We start from the raw sequence: 14,927 nt of genomic DNA, 5'->3' as shown, positions 1-14,927 counted from the left end.
GGCGCCGTCGTCCGGGACCCGGACGACACGGCATGATCGACCGGTTCCCGGGCCTCGACGTCCACTTCGGACAACGCCCCGCGGGCGTCCCGATCCACAGCACGCCCGGCCGCGAGCCGAACGTGATGCTGTGCCGCGACCAGGACTCCAATGCGGTACCGGGCGGAGGCCTGCCAGGGCACGCTCGCCGGCCCGGCCTCGAGGCGGGTGTCCTCGTGCAGGCTGACCCCGGCCCTCCGTCAGACGGGCTCCGGAAGATGGCCGAGGTGCTCGACGACGCGCTCACGCAGAAGGAGGTGCTCCTCCCAGCGGCGCGCGGCATCGCCGCCTAAGGTCGATCTTCATGGAACCCACGGAGACCGCTCGTCGCGGTACGGCGGAGCGCGTGCGCGACGTGATCGAGCGGCTCGGCACCGAGCGGGACGTGTGGCTGTCGACGGCTCACCCTGATCACGGGCCGCATCAGGTGCCGTTGTGGTTCCTGTGGGACGGGCGAGCGGTGTGGATGTGCACCGGTGCCGCGTCCGCGGCCGTGCGGAACGTCCGCACGGAGCCGCGTGTGCGTCTGGCGCTGCCGGACACCTTCGACGTGGTGCTCCTCCAGGGCGAGGCGGAGTGCTTCCCCGACCGCGAGGCGCCCGACGACGCGGCGGAGGCGTTCGCCGCCAAGTTCGGATGGGATCCGCGCGCGGAAGAGGAGCCCTACCTGTACGTACGCGTGGTTCCGAGGACCGTGCGGGCATGGCGTGGCGTGCCGGAACTGCGCGGAAGAGTCGTCATGCGCGACGGAACGTGGCTGGAGTGACCCCCCGGACGGCGGCTTCGCCCCGACGGCCCGCCCGTCGGGGCGGGCGGCGGCGCGGGACCTCTGCAGATCGGTGACGGCCCGGGTGATGCGTTCCCGTTCCGTCCGCCGGTGAACGACGCGACCAGATGGCTCTCCTCCACCGGGCGGGGGTTTCCACCGCTTTCAGGGGATCCGCCCCCGTGCCGCCTGCCTCGGCCCTTACCGCACGGTGAATCGCCCCGGCCCGTGCAGGCGGCCGATCTCGGTGAGCACGTGGTCCACGTGGAGACGCACCTGCGCGCGCAGTGGCTCGCTCCATCTCTCCTCCGCGTAGGAGGAGTTGAGATAGAGCTGCCTGGCGTGTTCGAGGACGGGGCGCTGTTCGGGCGGCAGACGGGGGAGTGCCCAGTCGGCGGCGGCGTCCTTCGGCAGAATGCGGCCCGTGGCGAGCGTGGCCCAGACGCGGGCGAGGGTCAGCAGGACGTTCCGGGTGTCGCTGTCCAGGTCGTCGAGCAGGCCGGGGATGCCCGCCGTGCTCGCCCGGATCAGGTCGGCGTGCGGGACCGGATCGAGGACCTGTGCCGGGGGCCGGCCGGTGAGGGGGTGGTCGCCGGCCAGCGTCGCGGTGATCAGCAGGGCCAGGTCGGGCATCGGCTCCGGGCGAGGCACCTTCCCGGCCCCGTACTCCGCCCACAGCCACTCGCCGTAGAGGAAGTCGCAGGTCGGCGGGTACCGCCACGGGCGTACCTCGGACTGGACGACGACAGTGAGCTCGACCGGGCGGACGCCGTCCCGCATGCCGGAGATCCGGAGCAGCCCGCTGAGCAGGAGCCGCCGTTCCTCCTCGTCCAGCCGGCGCCGGGAGACGGCCAGCACGTCCACGTCACTGGCCGGCTTGAGCCCGCCGAGCACGGAGGAGCCGTGGAGGTAGACACCGATGACCTCCCGGCCCAGCACACGGGCGACGAGCTCCACGACTCCTCGTACCTGATCCACCGCACGAGTGTCTCCCGGCGACGCTCAGGTACGGGAGAACGGCGCCCGGCGGGAGAGCCCGAAGCCGCTGCCCTCGCGGCGGATCTCGAAGGCGCCCTGGCCCGGCAGGTGGACGGGGAACACGAGGGCGCGGTGGTCGGCAACCTGCGCATCCTCACGGCCCGCAACCCGGGGGACCCGTACCTCGCCGCCCTGATCGCCGAACTGGCTTCCCGGAGCCCGGAGTTCGTCGCGCTCTGGGACGCCCGCACCGTCGCCCCCTGCGGCCGCGACGTCCACGCCCTCGCCCACCCGGCCGTCGGCGAACTGACCGTCACCCAGCAGACGTTCGACGTCCCGACGGAACCGCACCGGTCCCTGGTCACCTTCACGGCCGAGCCCGGATCCCCCCGGCGGCGGCCCTGACGGCTCTGCACCGGACGCGGGACGGGGCGGGACCCGGCGCAACGTGTGGACGTGATGAGGGCGCCCGCGTACCGTGTGCCTCCACGCCCTGAGACGGACGGAAGGAGGCGAGTGCCGTGCGGTTCACACCTTTCCAGCGCTCCCTTCCCCGCTGTCCCGGCGTGCTTGACGAGTTCTGACCGGGAGCGCTTCGAGCAGCAGCTGCATCCCGGAGGAATCCATGACCGATCCGGTCATCCGCACGCTCTCCGCGAGCGACGCCCACCTCTTCGACGTTCTCCCCGACCCGCTGGGCGCCCGTGAGGCCCACCGGCGCACCCGGTTCCGCCCCGACTGGAAGCGCGTCGCCCTGCGCGACGGCGAGGTCGTGGCGCGCGGCGCGTGGTGGGGCGGGCCCGACGACCCGGAGCCCGTCACCATCAACTGGTTCGACGTGGCCGGGGGCGAGGAGGAGGCGGGGGCCGCACTCCTGCGCTCCGCCCCCTGGCAGGTCGAACTCGAGATCAACCTGCCCGGCGGCTGGCGGGACGAGCCCGGCCTGCGCCCACCCGCCGAGGCACGCTTCGCCGCCGCACGCGCCGCCGGGTACGAACTCCTGGTGGAACGCTTCCTGTACCGCTGGACCCCGGAGCGAGGTCTGCCCGACCGGCCCGGACGCCTGCGCTTCAGCGCCGAACCCGACGACACCGTCTTCTTCGACGCCCTGCGCCGCATCCACTCCGTGACCCTGGACGCCCACGCGCTCAAGGCCGTGGAGGAGGGCGGCCTCGACCAGGCCGCCCAGGAGGAACTCGACTTCTTCCACTGGTGCCCCTCCCCACGCGAGTGGTGGCAGACCGCGCACACGCCGGAGGGCGACCTGGCCGGCATCCACATCCCGGTCCACAACCCCTCCGGACCGGCCATCGGCTTCGTCGGAGTCGTCCCGGAGCAGCGGGGGCACGGCTATGCCTACGACCTGCTCGTGGAATGCACCCGCTTCCTCGTCGAGCGGGGCGCGGAGCACGTCAGCGCGGCCACGGACCGGGGCAACGCCCCCATGGCCGCCGCCTTCACCAGGGCCGGCTTCCCCGTCGTCAGCGAACGCGTCAACTTCCACCCGGAGGCGGCCCGACAGGCCTAGCCCCTCACCGTGAAGAAGCTCCGGGCGGCGCCCGCGCGGTGAGCGCGGGCGCCGCCCGGAGCGACGCCGAGGGCAAGGAGAGCGAAAGAACTTTTTTCAGAATGGAGTTGAGAAGGAAGCCCTTTCATGGCCTTGCCGTGGACAACGCTAGCACTCAGTCCGGGATCAGGTCGCGCAGGTTTTCGAGGGTGACGACCCGGGAGTCCGGGTGCAGCCCCTCGGGGCGTTCGAGGCCGATGTACATCACGGGCTCGTCCGGGACCGGTCCGCCGTCCCACAGCTCCACGGCCGTGGCATGGTCGGACATCAGGCCGGTCAGGTACCGCACGGTCAGGTACTCGCGTTCCACGACGGCGCGCACCACCTTGGACACCGACACCTGGTTCTCCTCGACCCGGTTGGCCGAGGAGATGCCCCTCAGGTACAGGTGGAGCCACTTGGCGCGCCACCGTCCGTCGTCCTCCCGCCGGAACACCATCGGCAGGGCCACCCGGCCCGCGCCGCGCAGATCCGACTTCGTCCGCACCGTGCGCGGCTCGAACGGCCGGCCCTTCCGCTCGCCGTCGCGCAGCATGAAACCGAAGAACGACTCCTCGACCTCGTCGAAGCCCTCGCCGGCGTAGATGTTGACCTGCGGGACGATGAAGGTGCCGCGCACCTGGTCCAGGGACAGTTCGATGAACTCCGAGGCCCCCTCGGGCGCCTCGGTGATGTCTCCCGAGTGGACGCCCCCGACGGTCTTGAGCGAGGTGTAGGACAGCCAGGAGCCGGTGCTGTAGTCGGGGTGGAGGAGCAGCGCCGAGAGATCGTAGTCGGTCCGTTTCCCGGTCTCCTTCCAGTACACGAAGAAACGCAGCCGCTCCCCGTCGACCGCCGAGACCGAGCCCCGCGGCAGTACGCCGAGTCCTGCCGCCGCCGCCCTGCCGCTGAGCGGGAGCGCCACGTCGAGGACGTCGGGGTCGAGCAGCAGCCGGCCCGGTGCCGGGAGCCGGCGGCGCATCTCGGCGTCGAGGGCGGCGACGAGGCGGTCGCGGTCGGCCGCGGGCACCGGCCGTCGGGCGTCGGGAGCGGCCCATCCATGGCCCCGCCGGCTGACGAAGATCCGGGGTTCGCCGGTCTCCCGTTCCCGGTTCTGGAAGTGCTCGCGGACCGACAGCACGACCCGGCCGGAGACCTGGGGCGCGACCCGCACCGCGGCGGCCACCACCGCGTCCCTCTCCTCCTGTCCGGAGGCGATGCGCAGCAGGAGGTCCAGGGCCCTGAACAGTTTGCCGGGCGCGGACCGGAGCAGCCGCACCGCACCGGGTACGTCGTACGCGTCGAGCAGTTCCTCGACGCGGCTGTCGAAGGACCGCGCCTCCTTCTCCCCGCGGGCCACGGCGAACACCTCGGCCGCGTGCGGCCGGTGCGGGTACTCGTGCGGGTGGAGCCGCTCACCGAGCCGCTTGAAGGGCTCGCGGTGCGCGTGCACGTCGGCCAGTTTGGCGGGGTCCGCCGCGACCACGGCGTCGAGGCCCGCGAGCAGGGCACGGCGGACCGGCCGCGGGAGGGACCGGAACCGGGTCGGCTCCCGCAGCGTCACGTCGCCGCCCGACAGGGCGCAGGCCAGCCGCAGCACATCGGTGACGGTGTCGAGCAGGAGGTCCGCGCCGGCCAGGAGACGTGCCTCGTTGACGACGGCCCGGTTCTCCCTGACCGGGATCGACTCCGGCTGCGGTCCGAGCGCGCACCGCTGGGCGAGGGTCTTGAGGTCGCGCAGGTGTTCCTCGCCCAGCGGCGTCGTGCTGCCCGCCAGAGCCAGGTACAGATCGGTGAGTTCGTCGTCCAGGTCCCGTCCGAGGTGCAGGACGGTCACCCGGTCGCCCGCCGAGGCGATCAGCTCGTCCTGCGCCGCGAGCAACTGCTCGTACGTGTGCTGGTAGCGGCCGTACGCGGGGAGACTGAGCAGGTTCAGCACCCCGTGCGCCAGCTGTTTCAGCACGTTCTCGCGCGACATGTCGTCTTCGAGCGCCTTCGTCACGCACCGCATCCAGAACTCTTCGGTGTCCGGGACGTTCGCCGGGAAGTCGATGAAGTACGCGTTGTGCCGGACGTGGTCGCCCACCATTTCGCTCACCACGGGCAGTGTCCGCCGGGCGGTGCGCAGGACCGCGGCCTCGGACAGTCCGGACAGCCGCTCCAGCAGCTCCGCCGAGAGCTTGAAGCCCACGGACATCAGCGCCGCGTCGAACTGCCGTGCGGCGGTGGCGCCTTCCCCGGCGGAGCCCTCGGGGGAGGGAATGCGGTGGGTGTGCCGGATGACCAGTGATGCGAGACCGTGCGCCATTCGAGGATGATCGCAGAGGCGCGCGAACCGGCGCACGGGAGTTTCCGCGCGCACGTGAGACGCCCCGAGCTCGGGAAGGGGGCGGGAGGGAGCCAGGAGCGACGACCCGCTGTCCCTCCCGCGCGCGTCGATACGTGAGGCGCGGCGTGTACAACTGGTACCGCTGGGAGGACTCCAGCACACCCGGCGACCGGAGGAGAACACCTGTGCACGATCTCGCGGACTCGGTCGAATCGATGGAACAGCTCGCCGCCGTCTGGCGGACCATGGTGCTCGACCGCGACCCGGAGGCGGACGTCCGTGACCTCCCCGGGATCGCCGTCCGCTGGGCCGACTGCCGGTTCGCCTTCTGGAACTGCGTCACCCTGACCGGCGTCGGCACGGGCGCCGATCTCATGGAGCGGCGCCTGAAGGAGGCGGCGGAGATCATGCGTGCGAAGAGCCGTCCGGGTTTCCTCTGGGTCTTCGAGGACCTCCTCGACGACGAGGCGCGCGCGGCGCTGGGGACGGCGGCCGAGCGGGCCGGTCTCGCGTACGCCTTCCCCGGCACGGGCATGGCGGGAGACCTGCTGCCCCTCCCCGCACCGGACCACCCCGATCTGACGTTCGTGCGCGTGACCACCGAGGAGCACCTTCAGGCCTACGCGGACATCAACTCACGTGCCTACGGGTTCCCGCTCGAGGACGGCCGTGACGGCCTCGCCCGCTCCACGCTGTGGAAGGACGGAGTGCACGCCTACCTCGGCGTACGGGACGGCACGCCCGTGGCCTGCGCCGCCACGGTGGAGGCGCAGGGCCGCCTCTTCGTCCTGCTCGTCGCCACCGATCCGCAGTGGCAGCGCCGGGGCTACGGGGAGGCGGTGACGCGCAAGGCCCTGTACGAGGGCGCCCGCGCCACCGGAGCGACCCGCGCCACCCTGCACGCGACCGCCGCCGGCGCGCCCGTGTACCCCCGCATCGGCTTCCGTCCGAACTCCCCGATGCGCTTCTACACGCCGGCGCCCTGATCCGACCGGCTCGCAGCTGTGGGCCGGTGCACGGCCCCCGGCGGCGGCCCGGGTGGGTGGGCCCCTGGTGCGTGCCCGGCGCCGTGTGCCGGAGTCGCGCGGCAGTGACGTCACGGACGCTCCCGTTCCCACTCCCAGCGCCAGACCGCGCGGACGCGGTGGTCGGCCACGCCGGCGTCGTGGGCGGCGATCGCACGGCACAGCACCGGCAGTCCGTCTTCCGTGAGCGTGTCCGGATCCGCGCCTGCCTCCAGGAACCGACGTACGTCCTGTTCGTCGCCCCGTCCGACCGCCGCCACCAGTTCCGTGCCGTCGCCCATGCCCCCCCGTTCTGCCGGCCCGTGGGATGCCGACCCGCCCGACACCGGACACGAACAGGGTTTTTCCGGGCCGGGCAGCCCCGTGGCCTACTGCCGGTACCCGCTCAGGAAGCGGCCGATGCGGCCGATCGCCGCCTCCAGGTCCTCCGCGTGGGGGAGGGTGAGGATGCGGAAGTGGTCGGGGGAGGGCCAGTTGAAGCCGGTGCCCTGGACGACCTGGATCTTCTCGCGGAGCAGCAGGTCCAGGACGAACTTCTCGTCGTCGTGGATCCTGTGCACCTTCGGGTCCAGCCGCGGGAACGCGTACAGCGCGCCCTTCGGCTTCACACAGCTCACGCCCGGGATCTCGTTCAGCTTCTCCCAGGCCACGTCCCGCTGTTCGCGCAGCCTGCCGCCCGGCGCGGTGAGGTCCCGGATGGACTGCCGGCCGCCCAGCGCGGCCTGGATGGCGTACTGCGCGGGCGCGTTGGCGCACAGCCGCATCGACGCCAGCATGGTCAGGCCCTCGAGGTAGTCCTTCGCGTGCTGCCTGGGACCGGTGACCACCAGCCAGCCGGAGCGGAACCCCGCCACGCGGTACGTCTTGGACAGTCCGCAGAACGTCAGCACGACCAGGTCGGGGGCGAGCGCGGCGGCCGAGTGGTGCACGGCGTCGTCGTACAGGATCTGGTCGTAGATCTCGTCGGCGAGGACCATCAGGCCGTGCCGGCGGGCCAGGTCCAGGATGCCCTCGACGACCTCCTTCGGATACACCGCGCCCGTCGGGTTGTTGGGGTTGATGACGACGACGGCCTTGGTGCGGTCGGTGATCTTCGCGGCCATGTCGTCCAGGTCCGGGTACCAGTCGGCCTGTTCGTCGCAGAGGTAGTGCACCGCCGTGCCGCCGGCCAGGGTGGTCACCGCCGTCCACAGCGGGAAGTCCGGTGCGGGGATGAGGATCTCGTCGCCGTCCTCCAGCAGGGCCTGCACCGCCATGGACACCAGCTCGGAGACGCCGTTGCCGAGGAAGACGTCGTCGACGTCGACCTCCAGGCCGAGCGTCTGGTAGCGCTGGGCCACCGCGCGGCGGGCGGAGAGGATGCCGCGCGAGTCGGTGTACCCGTGCGCCCGGGGAAGCATCCGGATCATGTCCTGGAGGATCTCCTCCGGCGCCTCGAAGCCGAACAGGGCCGGATTGCCGGTGTTGAGGCGCAGCACGCTGTGCCCCGCCTCCTCCAGCGCGTCGGCGTGCTCGATCACCGGGCCGCGGATCTCGTAACAGACCTCGCTGAGCTTGCTCGACTGCCGGAACTCCATGCGTCCCTCCGGTTTCTGGTGTTACTTGGTTTTACCAAGTGGCCGCTTGGAAAGTCCAACGACATGTCTAGACTGCGGGGCATGCCACCTCGCCGAAGCTACGACCAGTACTGCTCCGCCGCCCGCGCGCTCGACGTCGTCGGCGACCGCTGGACCCTGCTGATCGTCCGGGAACTGCTGGCCGGCCCGCGCCGCTACACCGACCTGCACGCGGACCTGCCGGGCGTCAGCACGGACGTACTGGCCTCACGGCTGAAGGACATGGAGCGCGACGGCCTCGCCACCCGCCGCCGCCTCCCCCCGCCCGGCGCGGCCTACGTCTACGAACTCACCCCTCGCGGACGCGAGTTGCTGCCCGTCCTTCAGGCGCTCGGCGCCTGGGGCCAGGCGGAGCTGGGCGAACGCCGGCCGACGGACGCGGTGCGCGCCCACTGGTTCGCGCTGCCGCTGCTGCGGGCGCTGGAGGGCGAGGGACTCGTCGAAGTACGCCTGGACGAAGGCCGCTTCCACGTCCACGCGGGCGCGGTGGAGGGCCCCGTCTACGGGGACGGCCCGGCCCCCCGCGACCCGGCCGCGGTCCTCACCCTCGACACGGCGACCTGCGTCGCCCTCAGCCGAGGCGAGGTCCCGCTCGCCGAGGCGATCCGCGCGGGCCGCGTCGAGGTGACCGGCGACAGCCCCCTCGCCAAGCAGCTCAGGGAGGCGTGAGGGGCGCCACGCCTCCGCGAACCTCGCCGTGAACTCGCGATGCCGAGCCGCGGCCCGCCTCGCCTGCCCCGGGCTGCCCGCGGCCCCCGGCGCACCGGCCGGACGCTCGGCCCGCTCCGCGAGGCGAAGACGCTCGTGCCGCGCGTGCTTCCGGCACGCCAGGCAGGTGACCCTGTCCGGCCGCGGCGAGGCCATCGCGCAGGGCACGCGTGCCCCGCCCCGGTGGTCACCTCAGCCGCACCCCGGACACCACCGCCCCGGCGGCGGCCCTCTCCCGCCGGACCGCCCTGCGGTCCGTCCGCGACGCCGTCCGCACCGGCCACCACCGCGAGGCGCTGCCCAGTCGCCGCGACCGGTACGAGAGGTCACGGCGCCCGACTCACGCGGTCCGGCGGGTCCCCGAGGGCGTGGCACCCACCCGGCAGGGGGCGCGGACGAGCCGGAGCGCCTCCCCCACCACGGCTCCGCGTCCCGACGCTTCACCTTCAGCCGGTCGTTCACCCCGGAGGGAACACCAACACCGGCCCGTACCCGAAGGCAGGCGCTGGACGGACGGAAGGCCCGCACGAAGCGGGCCTTCCCACCAGACGCCGACTAAATGGCTACGCCCCCGGCGGGACGTGCCGCGGCCGCCCCGGACCCCGCGTCACGCGGTAACCGAGGACGCCCGCCAGGGCGGCCAGCGCGCCGCCCGCCGCCGTCCAGATCCAGCGGTCGGACCACCAGCCGGACGTCCAGCCGTCCTCCGGTTCCAGACCGGCCAGGACGGCGGACGACGAGTCGTCCGACTCCTCCTCCGGCCGGGAGGCGATGCCCGGCACCAGCGGCTCGGACAGCGAGCCGTCGACCGCCGCCGCGCCGCCCATGTCCTTGGACTCGACGCGCAGTTCGGCGTCGACCGGCTGGCCCAGGTCGTCCGCCGACAGCTTCAGGGCCGTCAGGCGCACGTAGTACGTGCCGGGCAGCGGGTCGTCGGCCCACGGCTCCGACCAGGCGCGGACCGTGCGCAGCACGCAGGCCAGCTCCACGCTCGTCGTGCCCGCCCCGGCGGTGCGGGTCTGCGCGCCGTACTGGCAGGCCTGGCGGCGGCGCACCCCGTCGTACACGTCGACCTGCCACGTCTCGGCGGCGTGGCTCTCCGGCAGCTTCACCGTCGCCCGGACGGTGGGCCGCTGCCCGGCGTCCGCGGGGAACGACCAGTACAGGTAGTCACCCGTGGAGGCCCGCGCCGTGGCGGTCTGCCCCTGCTCGACCTCCGTCGCGGTGCGGAACGACGTCCCCGCGCGGGTCGGCCCGCCGCCGTCGCCGGAGGCTTCCGGGGACGGCGGGGAGTCGGCCGCGGCGGGCGCGGCGGCCAGGCCCAGCGTCAGCAGGGCGGCACTCAGTACTCGTACGGCGCGCATCAGCTGGTCCTCCAGACAGCGACCCGCCAGCGGGACAGCCAGCCCCAGACGAGACCGGTGAGGAAGCCGGTCACGACCAGCGCGCCGAGCAGCCACCAGCCCCGGCCGAGGCCGAAGGAGGCGACGTCGTTCGCGTCGTCCGGGCCGTCCACCACGTCGACCGTCAGCTCCAGCGGCAGACCGGGCGTGGTCTTCACCCCGGCGTCCGCCGAGAAGGAGGTGGTCACCCCGAGGCACACCGTCTCCGTCGCCGGCTTGCCGCTGTCGTCGTCGTCCCGCTCCGGCTTGGGGTAGCGCAGACCCGTGGACACCACGTCCGTACGGCCGTGGCCCGTGGCCTCGCCGCGCACGATCTCCCGGCCGTGCGCGGTGACCGCGCGCATCAGGATCCCGTGGTCGGGGCGCACGGCGCGGTCCGCGGCGACGCTCACCGAGGCGCGCAGCTCCTGCCCGGCGAGCAGCTCCACGCGGTACCAGCGCTGCTGGCCGAACTCCTCGCGGTCGGTGTAGAGACCGGACGTCAGCTCGGGCGCCCTCGCGCACGAGCCGGCCCCCTCGGTGGCGACCGGGGTCACCACCGGCTCGGCCGCCCGGTCGACCAACTCGTTGACACGGTCGGTCAGTTCGTCCTGGTGCTCGATGGAGGTGTAGGTGCCGCCGGTCGCCTCGGCGATGCAGCTGAGCTGCCGGCTCAGCTTGGCGTCCGGCACCAGGCCCAGCGTGTCGATGGTCAGGCCGATGCCCTTGGCGGCGATCTCGCGGGCCACCTCGCACGGGTCGAGCGGGGCGCAGGTGTCCTCACCGTCGCTGATCAGCACGATCCGCTTCGAGCCGTCGCCGCCGTCGAGGTCGTCGGCCGCCTTCAGCAGCGCCGGGCCGATCGGGGTCCAGCCGGTCGGGACGAGGGTCGCCACCGCCGTCTTCGCCTCGGTGCGGTCCAGCGGGCCGACCGGGTAGAGCTGTGCGGTGTCCTTGCAGCCCTCCTTGCGGTCGTCGCCGGCGTAGTCCGCGCCGAGGGTGCGGATGCCGAGCCGCACCTCCTCCGGCGTCGCGTCCAGCACCTCGTTGAACGCCTGCTTCGCCGCCGCCATCCGGGACTGGCCGTCGATGTCCTTGGCGCGCATCGAGCCGCTCACGTCGAGGACGAGGTCGACCTTGGGCGCGTCCTCGCCCGTGGGTTCACCGGCGGCGGCCCCGGGCGGGAAGGCGATCCCGGCCGTCAGGGCGGCGAGCAGGGCTATCGCGCCTGCGACCGGCCGTGTTCTTCTGATCATCGGCGGATCCTATTGACCGGGAGCGTCGCCCTCCAAAACGGGCTGTCAACCGGACCCGGATCGCAGGGGATTGGGCAGTTCCGCCCATTGGTCGCCCGCCGTGCCCGGCGAGAGCCGCATCAGCGTCAGCGCCTTCGCCGGCAGCGGTTCACCGAGCAGCGCCGCCAGGTCGCCGGTGCGCGGCAGATCCCGTACGACGTCCTCCAGCGCCGCCCGCAGCGCCTCGCCGGACCCCGCCGTCCCGGCCAGCGCGCCCGCCACCAGCGAGCCGAACAGCTTGCGGCGCAGGGCGCTCGCGTCGTCCGTGATCATGCGGTCCGGCACGTCCGGCACCGGGACGCCGTGCCGGGCCAGCCGCGCCGGAGAGATCCGCAGATCGGCCAGGTCCCGGTAGACCAGCCGCACCGGCTCCCCGTCCGGCGACAGCACCACGAGCAGGTTCTGCCCGTGCGCCTCCAGCGCCACCCCCAGCTCCAGCAGCCGCAGCCCGGCCGTGAGCGCCAGCCGCGCCAGCCGCGCCAGGCGGGCGGGGGAGCGGGGCAGCTCCGTGGTGGCCAGCGCCGCCACCGGCACCACCCGCTCCCCGGGCCCCGCGTACTCCTCCGGCGACTCGCGCAGCAGCGCCGCCAGATCGGGCGAACCGGCCGCCACCGCGCCCAGCGTGCGGGTGATGTGCAGCAGCCCGCCCGTACGCGCCGCCACGACCTGCCCGAAGTCCGACAGCACCGCCGAGGCGGCGACCGACCCGAGCGAGATGTCCCGCACCGAGGACGTCAGCCGGGCGCTCAGCGCCGTCTTGACGTGCGGCCCGTCCGGCAGCGCGAGGGTGCGCAGCGCCATCAGCGGATGCGCCGCCAGCGCCCCCTCACCCGCCCGCTTCAGCACGTGCGCCGCCTGCCACGGGTGCGCCGGCACCAGCACCCGGCCCCCCTCCCGCAGCCACCCCGGCCACACCCCCGACACCAGGCACTCCCCGGCCGGCACCGGCAGCAGCCCCAGCTCCACCACCGGCCGGTGCTCGGGCCCGTACGCGAGCTGTTCGGCCACCGAGAAGCCGGGCCGGGAACGGCAGGCGGGGTGGAAGGGGTGCCCGTCGACCACCCGCTGCTCCCACTCCCAGTCCCGCACCGGCGCCGGACCCCCGACGTCCTGCTGTCCCGCCCGTGACAGGGCCAACGACGCCGTCCCGTGCGCGAGTTCGGCGGCGAACGAGGCCGAGTGCGGCACCGCGAGATCCGTCATCAGCCGCGCCGGTTCGTCGTACGCCCTCCCGTCCAGCCGTACGGCGGTCACGTGGGCGTCCGTCGCGTAGGGGTCCGCGGGCGGCCCCTCCAGGCGCCGCCCGTCCGCCAGCCGCAGGACCACCCCGGACCGGCTCTCCGCCCGGCCCGTCACCCACGGCAGCGGGTCGTGCGTCAGCCCGCGCCACAGCCGGGTCAGCACCGCCGCGCGGGCACCGGGCAGCGCCCCCGTGTACGCCGGCAGCAGAGCGGGCCGTACGACGGCCAGCTCCTCGGCGATCCCGGCCTCGGCGGTGGGGGGACGCTGCACGGACACGCTCCTCGCATCGGCGGAAAGGCGGGACGTCCGGAGGGACGGTGCCAGACATACTGATCGTCTCCGCCGGACAGACCGTAGGGAACCAGAACGCGTGGACCTCATGCCCCCGCACGCAGACGACGACGCGGCGAGCCGCGCCGGCCTGGCAGGGCGCGCCGACGCCCACGCGGCCGTCCCGCTGCTGAACTGCCTCCTGCGCGAAGTGGCCGAACCCCTGCCCGGGCCCGCCCGCCCGGACGGCCCCCGGACCTACCGCCTGCCCCGCACGCGCCGGCTGCTGCGCGTGCGCGGCGCCCGCCGCCCGACCGCGCCCGAGGTGCACACGGCCGGGGCCTGGCACCGGCTGACCCACGCCGAACTGGTCGAACTCGTCGCCGAGGAACTGCGCCGGCACACCGGCCGTTCCTCCCACGACCTGCCCGCCGAGATGCTCGACAGCCGCGACGCGGTCGCCGCGCTGCTCGCCGCCCGCGACCGGGCCGACCCGCCCGACGACCCGTACCTGCGCTCGGAGCAGTCCCTGGTCACCGGCCACACCCATCACCCCGCCCCGAAGGCCCGCGGCGGCCCCGCGGCCGCCTGGCTGCCGTACGCGCCCGAGGCGTACGCCCGCTTCCCGCTGACCCTGCTGGGCGTGCGCGAGGACACCGTGGTGGACGAGGGCGACACCGCGGCCCTGGACCGCCTGGGCGCCGCCCCGCCCGGCTACCGGCTGCTGCCGGCCCACCCCTGGCAGCTCGGCCTCGCCGCCGGCGACCTCGCCCCCGCGTTCGCCGACGGCCGCCTGGTCCGGCTCGGGGAGACGCCCTGGCCGGTGTGGCCGACGGCCGCCGTCCGCACCGTCTACGCGCCCGGCGACGACCTCTTCCTCAAGTTCAGCCTCGACGTGCGCATCACCAACGACATCCGCCGGCTGTGGCGCCACGACCTGGCACGCCTGCGCGCCACCGACACGGCCGTCCGGGACGCCTTCGACGGCGGTCCGGCGGGCGGGGCCTGGCTGAGCGACCGGGGGCACCGCACCGCGGACTTCGCCGTCGAGCAACTGGCCGTCGTGGTCCGCGACGGGTTCCGCGGCCATCTGGCGCCGGGCGCCACCCCCTGCCTGGCCGCCGCCCTGGTGGAGGGCTTCGACGGCGATCCGCTCGCCGCCACCGCCCGCCCGGACGCCTGGTGGGAGGCCTACCTGTCCCGGGTCGTCCCCCCCGCCCTCGCCGCCTTCCACCGGCACGGCGTGGTCCTGGAGGCGCACCTGCAGAACACGCTGATCGCCGTCGACGGGGACGGCATGCCGGTGCAGGCCCTCTACCGCGACGCCGAGGGGGTGAAGCTGCTCCCGTCCCCGCACCGCCCGCACGACGTGCCGACGGTGACCCGGGAGGCCGGGTGGGAGCGCCTGGTGTACTGCCTGGTCGTCAACCACCTCATGGAGATCGCCGCCGCCCTCGCCGAGCACCACCCCGGCCTCGACCCCTGGCCCGCGGTCCGCCGCGAACTGGCCCGGCACGACCTCCCCGAGATCCCCGCCCTGCTGACCGCCCCCGCCCTGCCCGCCAAGACCAACCTCCTCCTTCGCTGGACGGCGGCCGACGGCGCCGCCGCCCGCTACCGCCCGCTGCCCAACCCGCTGTCCGGCCGGTGAGCGCGTCCCGAACAGGGGACGACAAGAGGCGACGGCCGCCCGCATGCCCCAGACTCGGGACGAGGGCGACCGCCGCCCGA

At 73.9% G+C, this 14,927-nt stretch carries 14 protein-coding genes; 7 read left to right on the top strand and 7 right to left on the bottom strand.

Going from position 1 to position 14,927, the window contains the following annotated elements; genetic code table 11:
- Positions 1-32 precede the first annotated feature (32 nt).
- A complete protein-coding gene (locus tag C1708_RS06705; RefSeq protein WP_106411774.1) occupies positions 33-332 on the top strand; it encodes a hypothetical protein in 300 nt (99 codons plus the stop codon).
- A gap of 11 nt (positions 333-343) precedes the next feature.
- Complete coding sequence (locus C1708_RS06700; RefSeq protein WP_106411773.1) at positions 344-805, top strand: pyridoxamine 5'-phosphate oxidase family protein; 462 nt, start codon at positions 344-346, stop codon at positions 803-805.
- 201 nt (positions 806-1,006) lie between these two features.
- Here C1708_RS06700 and C1708_RS06695 read toward each other — a convergent pair whose 3' ends face one another.
- Positions 1,007-1,783: an aminoglycoside adenylyltransferase family protein gene (locus C1708_RS06695; protein WP_106411772.1), complete on the bottom strand. Its 777-nt coding sequence runs from the start codon at positions 1,781-1,783 to the stop codon at positions 1,007-1,009.
- A gap of 108 nt (positions 1,784-1,891) precedes the next feature.
- On the opposite strand from C1708_RS06695, the gene C1708_RS06685 reads away from it, so the two are divergent.
- Positions 1,892-2,188, top strand: a complete 297-nt coding sequence (locus C1708_RS06685) for an MmyB family transcriptional regulator (protein WP_241911189.1) — start codon at positions 1,892-1,894, stop codon at positions 2,186-2,188.
- 220 nt (positions 2,189-2,408) lie between these two features.
- Positions 2,409-3,311 carry a GNAT family N-acetyltransferase gene (locus C1708_RS06680; RefSeq protein ID WP_106411771.1) on the top strand — a complete coding sequence of 301 codons (903 nt, stop codon included), beginning with the start codon at positions 2,409-2,411 and terminating at the stop codon, positions 3,309-3,311.
- 154 nt (positions 3,312-3,465) lie between these two features.
- Here the strand turns inward: C1708_RS06680 and C1708_RS06675 are convergent, their stop codons facing one another.
- Positions 3,466-5,637, bottom strand: coding sequence for a TerD family protein (locus tag C1708_RS06675; protein ID WP_106411770.1), 2,172 nt, complete (start codon positions 5,635-5,637; stop codon positions 3,466-3,468).
- Between the two features lie 206 nt (positions 5,638-5,843).
- Between C1708_RS06675 and C1708_RS06670 the strand changes: the two genes are divergently transcribed.
- Positions 5,844-6,644: a GNAT family N-acetyltransferase gene (locus C1708_RS06670; RefSeq protein ID WP_106411769.1), complete on the top strand. Its 801-nt coding sequence runs from the start codon at positions 5,844-5,846 to the stop codon at positions 6,642-6,644.
- A gap of 110 nt (positions 6,645-6,754) precedes the next feature.
- Here the strand turns inward: C1708_RS06670 and C1708_RS06665 are convergent, their stop codons facing one another.
- Positions 6,755-6,964, bottom strand: coding sequence for an ankyrin repeat domain-containing protein (locus C1708_RS06665; protein ID WP_106411768.1), 210 nt, complete (start codon positions 6,962-6,964; stop codon positions 6,755-6,757).
- Between the two features lie 87 nt (positions 6,965-7,051).
- Complete coding sequence (locus C1708_RS06660) at positions 7,052-8,260, bottom strand: pyridoxal phosphate-dependent aminotransferase (protein ID WP_106411767.1); 1,209 nt, start codon at positions 8,258-8,260, stop codon at positions 7,052-7,054.
- 81 nt (positions 8,261-8,341) lie between these two features.
- On the opposite strand from C1708_RS06660, the gene C1708_RS06655 reads away from it, so the two are divergent.
- Positions 8,342-8,968: a winged helix-turn-helix transcriptional regulator gene (locus C1708_RS06655; RefSeq protein WP_106411766.1), complete on the top strand. Its 627-nt coding sequence runs from the start codon at positions 8,342-8,344 to the stop codon at positions 8,966-8,968.
- 602 nt (positions 8,969-9,570) lie between these two features.
- On the opposite strand, the gene C1708_RS06650 is transcribed toward C1708_RS06655, so the two are convergent.
- From C1708_RS06650 to C1708_RS06640, 3 genes are read right to left on the bottom strand one after another with little or no spacing between them, the layout of a single operon-like run.
- Positions 9,571-10,371 carry a hypothetical protein gene (locus C1708_RS06650; RefSeq protein WP_106411765.1) on the bottom strand — a complete coding sequence of 267 codons (801 nt, stop codon included), beginning with the start codon at positions 10,369-10,371 and terminating at the stop codon, positions 9,571-9,573.
- A complete protein-coding gene (locus tag C1708_RS06645; RefSeq protein WP_106411764.1) occupies positions 10,371-11,645 on the bottom strand; it encodes a VWA domain-containing protein in 1,275 nt (424 codons plus the stop codon). The genes C1708_RS06650 and C1708_RS06645 overlap by 1 nt, the downstream gene beginning before the upstream one ends.
- Before the next feature lie 45 nt (positions 11,646-11,690).
- Positions 11,691-13,196 (bottom strand): IucA/IucC family protein, encoded by a 1,506-nt coding sequence (locus C1708_RS06640; RefSeq protein ID WP_106411763.1) that lies wholly within the window; start codon positions 13,194-13,196, stop codon positions 11,691-11,693.
- Positions 13,197-13,305: 109 nt separating this feature from the next.
- Between C1708_RS06640 and C1708_RS06635 the strand changes: the two genes are divergently transcribed.
- Entirely contained in the window at positions 13,306-14,847 is a 1,542-nt protein-coding gene (locus tag C1708_RS06635) for an IucA/IucC family protein (RefSeq protein ID WP_106416188.1), read from the top strand.
- Positions 14,848-14,927: the final 80 nt, after the last annotated feature.

The organism is Streptomyces sp. DH-12 (genome assembly GCF_002899455.1).
In the GTDB taxonomy this organism is placed as follows: Bacteria; Actinomycetota; Actinomycetes; order Streptomycetales; family Streptomycetaceae; genus Streptomyces.
This window is presented reverse-complemented; position numbering and strand designations above follow the sequence as displayed.